This is a genomic window from Aliarcobacter sp. (assembly GCF_041672065.1).
GTDB lineage: Bacteria > Campylobacterota > Campylobacteria > Campylobacterales > Arcobacteraceae > Aliarcobacter > Aliarcobacter skirrowii.
This window is the reverse complement of record NZ_JBAZAH010000052.1, coordinates 1-11,971: the sequence shown is the minus strand read 5'-3', so window position 1 is coordinate 11,971 and position 11,971 is coordinate 1. Positions and strand designations below refer to the sequence as shown.

Genomic DNA, 11,971 nt, shown 5'->3' with positions numbered 1-11,971 from the left:
TTGTAAACTCACTAAAAGGAGTTTCAAGCAGAAAAGTAAAACAACAAAAATTTAAAAGTGTTGATTCTAAATTATGGGGTGATTCACTTTGGAGTCCAAGCTATTTTGCAGGAAGTTGCGGTGGTGCAAGTTTGGAAGTTGTAAAGAAATATATCAATGAACAAGAAACACCTAAATAGTTTGCTTACATCACCGACTTAAAAGACGGTGTTTTTCGCAAAAATTTGATAAAAATTCAAATGAGTATAAAGAGTTTTGGAAAAAACTAAATAGTGGCGAGTTTGATAGTGCTGAGTATCTTAGAATTGGGAAAAATGGAAAAGAGGTTTGGATACAAGCTACATACAACCCTATTTTTGATTTAGATAGAAAACCTTTTAAGGTTATAAAATATGCTACAGATATAAGTTTGAAAAAATTTGCTATGTTTGAAGTTGGTAAAAAGATTGAAGATTTGACAAAATCTTTACAAGATTTACAAAATGCTTCAACAACAATGGTAAAAGAAGCAGATGTAAGTATGAAAGGCTCTCAAGAAGTTAGTGTATCTATTGAAGAGCTTGATGCTGCTGTTTTAGAGCTTTCAAATAAAATAGAGAATATGCTAAGTTCAATTACAAATATCTCAAATACAACATCTGAAAGTGAAAAAATAGTTCTTGAAGCAAAAGAGCAATCAAAAGAGAGTTCAAATGCTATGCTAAAACTAAATGAGGAGTCTATAAAAATTGGAGATACTATTGAGGTGATTTCTCAAATTGCATTTCAAACAAATATTTTAAGTCTAAATGCTGCTGTTGAAGCTGCTACTGCTGGAGAGGCTGGAAAAGGTTTTGCAGTTGTTGCACAAGAGGTGCGAAATTTAGCAACTAGATCAAATGAGGCTGCTAAAAATATAAATGAAGCTATAGGATTAATTCAAAACTTAGTTAAAAACTCTTTGGATTCTATTCATAAAATTGATGATAAGATAGAAAATATAAGCAATATATCTTCAACTATCTCAAGTTCTGTAAGAGAGCAACAAGTTATATCAAATGAGCTTGCATCAAATGCTTCGCAAACAAGTCAAACTCTAAATCAAATATCACAAAATATGGTAAGAGTATCTTCAAGTACAAGCAATACAGACAAAGAGGCAAAAACTACTCAAAAAAGCTCTAATGAGTTGATTGAAATCTCTAATGAGTTGATTGAAAAATTAAAAGTGCTTAATTAATTTAAGCACTATCTTCTTTTTAAAACTACTACTTTATAGATAATTGCATAAATAAATCCAATAGCAAGACCTATAAAGTGAGCATACCAAGCTATTGGAAGTCCAATAAGTAGTGGTGCAACTGAGATTAATAAAATCCAAGTAACAATAGCTTTTCTCTCATCTTTTACAAAATATGCATAAAAGCCTAAAATTGCACATATAGCACCACTTGCACCTACTAAATTTACACCAATATCTAAATAAAAGATATATAAAAATGATAAAAGAGAGGTTAAAATACCTGTGATAAAATATAGAGCTAAGAAATTTTTGCTTCCAATAAATCTCTCTATCATATTTCCAAACTGCCATAAAACAAACATATTCATAGCTAAATGAGCAATTCCACCATGAGCAAAGATGCTTGATAGTGGTTGCCAATAAAATTCACCTATTAGAAAATAGATATTTAAACCCATCAAAATAGAACCACTTTGAATAGTTGTTTGAATAATATAGGCTATTATTGTTATTGCTATTAAAAAATTTGTGGCTGTAAGTTTTTTTTGCTCTACAAACTGCATTTAAACCAAAGCCTCTTTTAAAACATCTTCAATACTATTTACAACTTTTATCTCTAAGGCTTGTTTTACCTCATCTGGAATATCTTCTAAATCTCTTTCATAATTCTTTTTAGGAATTAGAACTTTTTTTATTTTTGCTTTATAAGCAGCTATTAGCTTCTCTTTTAATCCACCAATTGGTAGAACTTTTCCTAAAAGTGTAAGCTCTCCTGTCATTGCAACATCTGCTTTTATTTTTTTGTTACTTAATACTGAAGCTATTGCTAATGCCATTGTTATACCAGCACTTGGTCCATCTTTTGGTGTTGCACCCTCAGGAATATGAAGATGAATATCATATCTTTTGTATATCTCACTTGAATCTAGTTTTGTATTCTCATCTTTCTCTTTTGCTGTTTTTGGAATTTGGTTTTCATCTATTTTTAAAATGTTGTTGTCTATTAGATGTTTTACAACTGCATAAGAGATAAATGAAGACTCTTTCATAACATCACCTAGGTTTCCAGTAACTTTTAAATCACCCTTTCCTTTTAGCTTGATTGTCTCAATTTTTAAAATATCTCCACCAACTGCTGTCCATGCAAGTCCATTTGCAACACCTACAACATCTACTTTATCAGCTGGTTCAATCTCAAAAATTGGATTGTCTAAATAATCTTTTAAATCTTTTGTACCTATTGTTACTTTTTGAATTGATTGGTCGTTTAAAATCTGTTTTACAACTTTTCTAAATAGTTTTGAAAATACTCTTCGCAGATTTCGCACCCCTGCTTCTCTTGTATATTTTAAGATAATCAAATCAATAGTAGCCTTACTTAAAGATACTTCCTCTTTTTTAAGTCCATGCTTTTCAAGCTCTTGAGGGATTAAATAATCTTTTGCAATATGGTATTTTTCATTTGGAGTGTATGAGTTTAACTCTATAAACTCCATTCTATCTCTAAGTGGTGCTGGGATTTTTCTTATATCATTTGCTGTTGATACAAATATTACTTGCGATAAATCAATAGGAAAGTTTAGATACAAATCTCTAAACTCATGATTTTGTTCAGGATCTAAAATCTCAAGCATCACAGCAGCTGGATCACCTCTGTGGTTAGCTCCTAGTTTATCAATCTCATCTAAAACAATAACTGGATTCATCTTCTTTGCATCAATTAAGCCTTTTACAAGACGCCCTGGCATTGCTCCTACATAAGTTCTTCTATGACCTCTTAGCTCATTTACATCTTCCATTCCACCAAGAGCAACTCTTACAAGTGGTCTATCAAGGGCTTTTGAAATAGAGTTTGCTAGTGAAGTTTTACCAACACCTGGAGGTCCTACAAAACATAAAACTGTCCCTTTTGACTCTAAATCTTTTATATTTCTAAGTTCCAATAACTGTTTTACTGCAAAATACTCTGCAATTCTTTGTTTTGGTTTTTCTAGTGAGTAGTGGTCTTTATTTAACTGTTTTTCAACACTTGCAACTGAGATTTTACTATTTGAATACTCTCCAAAAGGTATATCTAAAACCATCTCTACATAAGTTTGAAGAAGTGAAGCATCTGGAGAGTCTGGATTTAGGCGACTTAATTTATCTATTTGTTTTTTTGTCTCTTTATAAGCCTCTTTACTCATAAACTCTTTTTTTGCTTTTAGTTTCTTTTTGAAAGATTTTATCTCTTCTTCTTTTTGATTGTCAGTTCCAAGCTCTTTTTGAATAGCTTTTATCTGCTCTTTTAAGAAGTAATCTTTATGAGTTTTCTCTATTTTTGAGTTTACCTTTTGAGTTATCTCTTTTTGAATTTTATATGACTCTATTTCGTTTTTTACATACTCAATAATATCTATAACTCTTTGCTCTAAACTATCATTTGAGTAGATTTTATAGGCTTCCTCTTTTTTTAGTTTTAAAACAGATGAGATTAAATCAGCAACTCTTGAAGCATCTTCATTTTCTTCTATTGCTTTTATTAAATCTGTTGGGAATTTGTTGTTTAGTTTTGCTAATTTTTTTACACTATCAAGCAGAATATTTACCAATGATTTTAGCTCTATATCATTTTTAAAACTATCTTGTACTAAATCAATAGTTGCAAAAATTTTTGAATCAAGTGAAAAATTAACAACTTTTGCTTTTGATATTCCTTGAAATAAAACTTTTATTTTACCCTCAGGTAGTGATACTTTTCTCATAACATTACCAACAACTCCAATATTATAAAAACTATCCTCTTGCCTAGTTCCCTCTTTTGAAGGTTTTGAAACAACTATCATAATTGGTTTATTAAACTCAATAGCGTGTTCTACTGCCTTTATATTATCTTCTGTACTTAAAAAAAGTGGTGTTATCATAAATGGATATAAAAAAATCTCATCTTCTATAACCAAAGGTACTGTTTGTGGGAAATTATCATAATTTGATAACATATTTTTATTTCTCCTTAAAATTTCTATATTCTATATTTTTATTCAAATAAACTTCTAATAAAAGGTGTTTTTGGCTTTTCTATATCATCTATATAGTGCCAAGATTGTTTTGATTTTTCTAAATAAAACTGTGAAGCCTCAGGTTTATCTCTTCTTGTATAAAGCTCTGAAATCTCTTTGTCCATTAAAGCTCTTGCCATAAGAAGTCTTGAGTTTATACTATTTACCAAAGGCAAGTATTGTGAGTTTTTATATCTTAATTTAAACTCATCAACTAAAGCTAAAGTATCATCTATTAGTTGTTGATCTCTATTTGGCATCTTAAATCCCATAAAGTTTGATTTTATCTTTAAATATCTAATATAATCAACATCACGACTTAAAGTAAATCTTTTTAAATACTCATCTAAATAGAAGTTTGCAAGGATATATTGCTCTTCTTGCATATGAGCATTTACCAAAATTAGAATTGATGGTTGAATTAAAAGTGAATTTCTATGCTCACTTTCAAGTGATATAAAAGTATCATCAGCAGCTTCTAAATCGCCCATTGAGATATCTTTTAATAGCTGATTGTACCAATAAGTATCTGGCTTGTTATACTCTTTTTCGCTCTTTGATGAACAAGCATTTAAGATAAATATTAGTGAAAAAACAAATAAGATATTTTTTATCTTTAACTCTTTTAACATCTATAATTCCTTAATTTTAAAGCAATTATATTAGCCAAAAATGGTTTAAACTATATATAGAGCATTTTTTTGGTTATAATGTAGCCAAAAATTTTAAGGTATGATTATGAAACTAACTTTAATTGGAAATGGAATTATGGCTCAATCACTTGCTATTGGACTTGTAAAAAAGTATGAAGTAGAGATGATTGGAAGAGAGATTAATAAATTACAACAGATAAAACAAAAAATCCCACAACTTGAAATCAAAGAGTTAAGCGATGTAGAAGATATTAGTGGAAAAAATATTATATTTTGTGTAAAACCTTATGCTTTGGAGAGTGTTTCTATTCGTCTAAATGGAACTGCTAACTCTTTTATATCTATTTTAGCTGGAACTAAACTTGAGTATTTAAAAAAACAAATAAGCGCAAAACATTATGTAAGATCTATGCCAAATATTGCAGCTAGTGTTCAAAACTCAATGACAACATTAACAGGAGATATTGAGATAAAAGAGATGGCAATTGATATTTTCAACTCTATTGGAGAGGCTATTTGGGTAAATAGTGAAACTCATCTTGATATAGCAAGTGCTATTAGTGCAAGTGGACCTGCATTTTTAGCTTTGGTTGCTGAGGCAATTTGTGATGGTGCTGTTAAAGTTGGTCTTGATAGACATATGGCTCAACATTTAGTTCAAGGACTTTTCTCTAGTACATCTTCACTTTTACAACACTCTCACGCTGCAATTATAAAAGATAGTGTTATGAGTCCAGCTGGAACAACAGCTGCTGGATATGCAAAACTTGAGGAAGCAGGAGTTAGAAATGCTTTTATACAAGCAATTGAAGGTTCGTTTAACAAATCACAAAAGATATCTGAAAAGTAGTTTTACACTAATAGAGGTTTTAATCTCTATTGTGCTTTTGACTGCTATTTCTTTAGCTCTTTTTAAAACTACAACTAACATCTCAAATAAAAACTATTTTTCCACTCTTTTGGAGATTGAAAATAGTTTAGAAAAAAAAGATTTATCTAAATTTAAAAAATCAAACAAAACTCTTGAAGTAAGAAAAAATGACAGCTTTGAAGAGATAAATATAACTCTTTATGAGTATAATTATAGTGATTTAAAGGTTGTTTTTTATGAAAAATAGTTTTGCTCTATTTGAATTTTTAATTGCTTTGATTTTAAGCTCTACTTTATTGATTCTTTCATCTTATGTTTATAAAAGTGTTGTTACTTTCAATAAAAACAATCAAGAGTTAGCTATAAAAGAGTTATCTTTGAATAGTTTAAGAGCTTTTTTGGAAAAAAACAGAGAATCTTTATTTGAGTTAGAGTTTAAAAATAGTAATTTATACTTTAAAAATGAGCCACTATTTTTAAATTTAGATAGCTTTTCTATAAAAAAAGAGAGTGGATTTTTTATTATAAACTTAAAAACTCATGATAGTGAAAATATTATTTGGTATATAAAAGAGTTATGAAAAAATCATATATTCTATTTTCAACTTTAGTTATTGTTGTAATATTTAGTTTTGCTGCAAAAAATATTTTAGAGGCAAATGCACTAAAAAGTAGAGTTGTAAATGAAAAATTACATTTTATTCAAGCAAAATCTCATCTTATATTTTTGGAAAACTATCTTTTAAGTATAAACGAAGATGAGTTAGACAGCTTTTTGAATTTAGAGATAGTTGATAATGATTTTTTACTAACTATTAAAAAATATGATGATACTACTAAAAAATATTTTCTAGTAGTATCATCTTCTAAATTTAAAGTAAGAGTTACAAAAACTATATACCTATAAAATCACATCTAAAACTTTTTTTGCCAAATCTAAAGCTTTGCTTCTATGAGAAAATTTTTGCTTAACTTCAAAATCCAACTCTCCTAAAGTTTTTGAAAAGTTTTTTGGAATAAATAGTGGATCATACCCAAAACCGTTTGTTCCTACTTCTTTATTTATTGCATCTCCATGCATAAATCCATGAACTGTATATGTGAAATCTTTATAAATTATTGCTATACAAGCTGTATAAAAAGCAGCTGTTTTTTCTAAGTTTAGTTCATTTAATTTTGAGATTAATTTTGCATTATTCTCTTTATCACTTGCATTTAAACCAGCAAATCTTGCACTATAAACTCCAGGTGCTTGATTTAAAATAGGAAGTGATATTCCTGAATCATCAGAGATAACCACAAAATCTTTTTCACCTTTTTCTTTTAATCTCTCATTTATAGCACTTGCTTTTATAATTGCATTCTCTTTAAAAGTAGTTCCAGTTTCAGGAATATCAAATTTTCCTAAAATATCACTATATGCAACAACTTCATTTTTTGGAAGAAGTTTTTTAAACTCCTCTATTTTTCCCTTATTTGCACTTGCTAATACTATCTTCACTATCTATCCTTTTTATTAACTTCCATATTAAAAGCTATCTTAGTATATAATCAAAGTTTTAATTATAATATATTTAGGATTATGTATGTTTAAATCAGTTATGCCATTAAGTTTTATTATTGCTCTTAGATTTTTTGGGCTTTTTATTGTTCTTCCAGTTATCTCTGTATATGCTTTTACTCTTCAAGGTGCAAATGCTACATTAGTTGGAATTGTTGTTGGTGGTTATGCCTTAACTCAAGTTATTTTTCAAACTCCTTTTGGAATTATGAGTGATAAACTAGGAAGAAAAGGCACAATTGTAACTGGACTTTTACTATTTGCTATTGGTTCTTTTATTTGTGCAATTGCTATTGATATTTTCACTTTAATGCTTGGACGACTTTTGCAAGGAGCTGGAGCTATTGGGGCAGTTGTGACTGCCATGATTAGTGATGTTGTAAAAGAGGAGCAAAGATCAAAAGCAATGGCTATTATGGGTGGATTTATTGGTATATCTTTTGCTCTTGCTATGGGTTTAAGTCCACTTATTAGTGGAATGGCTGGAGTTCCTGCACTATTTTATATAACTATGGTTTTATCTTTAATTGCTATTTATATCTTAGTAAAAAAAGTACCAAATCCTCCAAAAATAACTCACTCTTATAATGAAAAACTAAAATTAAAAGATGTTTTTGGAAATGCAAATATAAACAAAATGCACCTTACAAACTTTTTACAAAAAGCTTTAATGACTTTTGCATTTTTAGTTATTCCAATTATTCTTACAAAAGTTTATAGTTGGGAGATTAAAGATTTGTGGCAAGTATATATTCCATCTATGATTTTGGGACTTTTAGCTATGGGACCAGCTGCAGTAATTGCAGAGAAAAAAGGAAAATATAGAGAGGTTTTATTAATAGGAATTTTGTTTTTTATAATCTCTTATTTAGTTATTGGTTTTAGTTCAAGTGCTTTTGTTTTTAGTGTTGGGGTTGTAATATTCTTTATTGGGTTTAATATGCATGAACCAATTATGCAATCACTTACAACAAAATTTGCAAAAGTTCATCAAAGAGGAAGTGTGCTTGGAGTTTTTAACTCTTTTGGATATTTAGGAACATTTTTTGGTGGAGTTTTTGGTGGTATTATGCTTGATAAGTTTAGTTCTTATGAGCTTGAAAACTTCTCATTGATTGTTGCAGTTGTATGTGTTTTATGGGCTTTATTAATAATTTTAATGAAAAATCCATCAAAAACAAAAAATGTTTATCTAAGTTTAGATGAGTACAAACTTGAAAATAGTAAAAGACTAAATGAAAATGAGAATATTATTGAGTGGTATATCAATAATAGTGAAAATATTTTAGTAGTAAAATATAGTGATGATAAGATTAGTGAAGATGAGATAAAAAATATTTTAAGATAGATAAATCTTCTTTTTGGAAGATTTATCTCATTAATCTTTGAAACAAAATATCTTCCAAATTTCTACTTGTATCTACTACTAATAAAATATAAACTTTTTCATTTTCAATTTTAAATATAACTCTCCATCTTTTATAGATAATTTCTCTATATTTAAAAATTCCTATTTGTTGAAGCTCTGGTACAACTCTTTTTCTTTGGGGAAAATAGTACAAATTTTCACACTCTTTTTTTATATCAATAAAAATCTCTTTTGCAATAGAGACACTATCAAGTTTTAAATACTGTATAATCAATTCCAAATCATATTCGGCACTTTTTGTCCATAAAACTTCAAACTTTTTCATAAATTACTCAAAAAGTTTTTTTTCTAAATTTGAAAATATCTCTTCTTGGTTTAAAACATCACCATTTTCTATATCATTTTCACTTTGAACAATAAGTTTTAATAGATTTATTGAGTTTTGCATATTTTCATAAGTCTTAATATCTTGAATTACAACTTTTGCTTCACCATTTTGAGTTATGATTATTGCTCTTTTATTTTCATTTGCTTCATTTATAACTTCTGCTGTTTTGGATTTTAGATAAGAGATTGGTTTTATATCACTACTTAAATTCATTTGAAATCCTTTAAATATTTGATATATTGTACCAAATTTAGTTTTTATTTGGTATTAAAAGTTTGAGTTTAACTCAAACTTTTAAGTTCTGCTTCAATTTTTTCTAACCTTGTTTTTACTTCTTCAAGAGCTTTTTTATTCTCTTCAATTACATTTGCAGGTGCATTTGCAACAAATCTTTCATTTGATAACATACTATTTAACTTATCAAACTCTTTTTGTGCTTTCTCTTGTTGTTTTTCAAGTTTTTCAATAATTGGTTTCATATCAATTGCACTTGTTGGAATATAAACCTCAAGATTGTTTGAAACATCTGTTATAGAGTTTTCAACTTTTGAATTTACAAACTCAATATTTTCAACTTTTGCTAATTTTTCAATAAATGGTTTTGCAACATCTTCATCAATTTTAACATCAAGTTTTAGATATGCTTTTTCGATTTTAGAGTTACCCATATCAATTAGAGTTTTAGCTCTTCTTATACTTATAATCGCCTCTTCAATTATAGAGAACATATTTTCAATATTTTCATCTTTTTTAATCTCTTTTGGGAAGTTCATAATCATTAATGAATCACCATTTTCAAGTGTTGTTCCACTTAATTTGTGATATAAATAGTCTGAAATAAAAGGCATAAATGGACTAACCATTTTTAATGTCTCTTTGAAAATTGCTCCAAGTTCAACAACAGAATCTTTGCTAGCTTTTGAGTACTCAATTCCCCAATCACAAAACTCCATCCAAACAAATCTATAAAGTGTACTTGCAGCTTCATTAAACTTATAACTATCAAGTGAATTTCTTACCTCATCAACAGCATGGCTAAGTTTGCTTTGCATATAAAGTCCAAGAGGAGTTTTGATTTCAATATCTTTTAAATCAGGGAATGTATCTACATTTAGTGTTAAAAAGTTTGAAGCATTGTAAAGTTTATTTGTAAAGTTTCTAAACTGCTCAAGATTTTTTTCACCAAGTTTTATATCTCTTCCTTGAATTGCAAGATATGCTAAAGTAAATCTAATAATATCAGCACTATGAGTTTCAACCATATCAAGAGGATCTATTACATTTCCTTTAGATTTACTCATTTTTGCACCATGCTCATCTCGAACTAACGCGTGCATATAGATATCTTTAAATGGAAGTTGCCCCATGAAATGTTCACCCATCATCATCATTCTAGCAACCCAGAAGAACATAATATCAAATCCAGTTATTAAAAGTGAGTTTGGATAAAAATCTTTTAAATCGTTTTCACCAAATGTTTTTTGCATTTGACCATTATTTCCCCAACCAAGTGGTGAAAATGCCCATAAAGCACTACTAAACCAAGTATCTAAAACATCTGGGTCTTGCTTTATTTTTGAACTTGCACATTTTGGACACTCTTTTGGTTCGTCCTCTTTTGTTGCCCATTGGTGATTACAGCTATCGCAATAGAACACTGGAATTCTATGTCCCCACCAAAGTTGTCTTGAAATACACCAATCTCTTAACTCATCCATCCAAGCTCTATATGAGTTTAACCAGTGACTTGGATGAAATTTTGCTTCACCTGCATAAGTTTTTTCAATTGATTTTTTAGCAACCTCTTTTTTTACAAACCACTGTTTTGAAATATATGGTTCAACTATATTTTTACATCTATAGCAGTGCCCTACTTGATGAATATGCTCCTCTATTTTTACAATAAATCCCTCATCTTGAAGTTTTTTAACAATCAAAGGTCTTGCTTCTAATCGCTCTAAACCTTTAAACTCTCCACAATAATCATTTAAAATACCTTTTTCATCAAAGCATTTTATAAACTCTAGATTGTGTCTAAGCCCTACTTCATAGTCATTTGTATCGTGAGCTGGAGTAACTTTTACAACACCTGTTCCAAAACTCATATCAACATGAGAGTCTGTAATTACTTTTATTTTTCTATTTGTCAAAGGTAAAACTACCTCACGTCCTACAATATTTGTGTATCTCTCATCATCTGGATGAACCATAATTGCAGTATCGCCAAAGTATGTTTCAGGTCTTGTTGTAGCAACTGTTAAAAAACCACTTCCATCTGCAAAGTGATAGTTCATATGATAGAACTTACCATTTACCTCTTCGTGTTCAACTTCAATATCACTTAATGCTCCATCATGTGTACACCAATTTACCATATAGTTGTTTTGAGTAATCATACCCTCATCATAAAGTTTAACAAAAGCCTCTTTTACAGCCTCTTTTAAACCCTCATCCATAGTAAATCGCTCTCTTGACCAAGCAGGACTTACTCCTAGTTTTCTCATTTGATGAACTATTGTTCCACCACTAAACTCTTTCCACTTCCAAACTCTTTCTAAGAATTTTTCTCTTCCTAAAGCCTCTTTTGTAGTGCCCTCTTTTAAAAGTTGTTTTTCAACAACATTTTGAGTTGCAATTCCAGCATGGTCAGTTCCTGGTTGCCAAAGAGTTTTATACCCATCCATTCTTTTATATCTTGTAATAATATCTTGCAATGTAAATGTAAGCGCATGTCCAATATGTAAGCTTCCCGTTACATTTGGAGGTGGCATCATAATTGCAAAATTTTTATTTGGCTCTTGAATTGATCTGTTTCCATCAATCTCAAAATAACCTCTATCTTCCCAAATTTTATAAAAACTATCTTCTA

At 29.2% G+C, this 11,971-nt stretch carries 14 protein-coding genes and 1 pseudogene; 8 read left to right on the top strand and 7 right to left on the bottom strand.

Annotation, left to right across the window (positions count from 1 at the left end; translation table 11 throughout):
- From WC168_RS07785 to WC168_RS07775, 3 genes and pseudogenes are all read left to right on the top strand, one after another.
- The coding region (locus WC168_RS07785) for a transposase (RefSeq protein WP_372618531.1) at positions 1–179 on the top strand (179 nt) is incomplete at its 5' end.
- Positions 176–382 (top strand): annotated as a pseudogene (locus WC168_RS07780) (PAS domain-containing protein); the annotation flags it as partial. The gene WC168_RS07785 and the pseudogene WC168_RS07780, both read left to right, overlap by 4 nt.
- Positions 383–409: 27 nt before the next feature.
- Positions 410–1,219 carry a methyl-accepting chemotaxis protein gene (locus tag WC168_RS07775; RefSeq protein ID WP_372618529.1) on the top strand — a complete coding sequence of 270 codons (810 nt, stop codon included), beginning with the start codon at positions 410–412 and terminating at the stop codon, positions 1,217–1,219.
- 8 nt (positions 1,220–1,227) lie between these two features.
- Here the strand turns inward: WC168_RS07775 and WC168_RS07770 are convergent, their stop codons facing one another.
- The 3 genes from WC168_RS07770 to WC168_RS07760 are packed head-to-tail and all read right to left on the bottom strand — an operon-like array spanning position 1,228 to position 4,892.
- Positions 1,228–1,785 (bottom strand): rhomboid family intramembrane serine protease, encoded by a 558-nt coding sequence (locus WC168_RS07770; RefSeq protein ID WP_129098686.1) that lies wholly within the window; start codon positions 1,783–1,785, stop codon positions 1,228–1,230.
- Positions 1,786–4,200 (bottom strand): endopeptidase La, encoded by a 2,415-nt coding sequence (gene lon / locus WC168_RS07765; protein ID WP_372618527.1) that lies wholly within the window; start codon positions 4,198–4,200, stop codon positions 1,786–1,788.
- 38 nt (positions 4,201–4,238) lie between these two features.
- Positions 4,239–4,892, bottom strand: a complete 654-nt coding sequence (locus tag WC168_RS07760; RefSeq protein ID WP_066158731.1) for an outer membrane protein assembly factor BamD — start codon at positions 4,890–4,892, stop codon at positions 4,239–4,241.
- Positions 4,893–4,998: 106 nt separating this feature from the next.
- Here WC168_RS07760 and WC168_RS07755 point away from each other — a divergent pair, with 106 nt between their 5' ends.
- From WC168_RS07755 to WC168_RS07740, 4 genes are read left to right on the top strand one after another with little or no spacing between them, the layout of a single operon-like run.
- Positions 4,999–5,763: a pyrroline-5-carboxylate reductase gene (locus WC168_RS07755; RefSeq protein WP_129098688.1), complete on the top strand. Its 765-nt coding sequence runs from the start codon at positions 4,999–5,001 to the stop codon at positions 5,761–5,763.
- A gap of 37 nt (positions 5,764–5,800) precedes the next feature.
- Positions 5,801–6,031, top strand: coding sequence for a hypothetical protein (locus WC168_RS07750; protein WP_372618525.1), 231 nt, complete (start codon positions 5,801–5,803; stop codon positions 6,029–6,031).
- On the top strand, positions 6,021–6,365 hold the full coding sequence (locus tag WC168_RS07745) for a hypothetical protein (protein ID WP_372618523.1): 345 nt from the start codon (positions 6,021–6,023) through the stop codon (positions 6,363–6,365). The genes WC168_RS07750 and WC168_RS07745 overlap by 11 nt, the downstream gene beginning before the upstream one ends.
- Complete coding sequence (locus WC168_RS07740; protein ID WP_372618521.1) at positions 6,362–6,691, top strand: hypothetical protein; 330 nt, start codon at positions 6,362–6,364, stop codon at positions 6,689–6,691. Before WC168_RS07745 ends, WC168_RS07740 begins: the two co-directional genes overlap by 4 nt.
- Here WC168_RS07740 and WC168_RS07735 read toward each other — a convergent pair.
- Positions 6,686–7,285, bottom strand: coding sequence for a non-canonical purine NTP pyrophosphatase (locus WC168_RS07735; protein WP_372618519.1), 600 nt, complete (start codon positions 7,283–7,285; stop codon positions 6,686–6,688). The genes WC168_RS07740 and WC168_RS07735 overlap by 6 nt on opposite strands.
- An 85-nt stretch (positions 7,286–7,370) precedes the next feature.
- Between WC168_RS07735 and WC168_RS07730 the strand changes: the two genes are divergently transcribed.
- Positions 7,371–8,693: an MFS transporter gene (locus tag WC168_RS07730; protein ID WP_372618517.1), complete on the top strand. Its 1,323-nt coding sequence runs from the start codon at positions 7,371–7,373 to the stop codon at positions 8,691–8,693.
- A gap of 22 nt (positions 8,694–8,715) precedes the next feature.
- Here WC168_RS07730 and WC168_RS07725 read toward each other — a convergent pair whose 3' ends face one another.
- The 3 genes from WC168_RS07725 to WC168_RS07715 all read right to left on the bottom strand — a co-directional run.
- Entirely contained in the window at positions 8,716–9,039 is a 324-nt protein-coding gene (locus tag WC168_RS07725; protein WP_372618515.1) for a type II toxin-antitoxin system RelE/ParE family toxin, read from the bottom strand.
- A 3-nt stretch (positions 9,040–9,042) separates the two neighbouring features.
- Positions 9,043–9,315, bottom strand: coding sequence for a type II toxin-antitoxin system Phd/YefM family antitoxin (locus WC168_RS07720; protein WP_066158708.1), 273 nt, complete (start codon positions 9,313–9,315; stop codon positions 9,043–9,045).
- A gap of 68 nt (positions 9,316–9,383) precedes the next feature.
- Positions 9,384–11,971 (bottom strand): valine--tRNA ligase (locus WC168_RS07715; protein WP_372618513.1); only part of this gene is annotated, 2,588 nt, incomplete at its 5' end.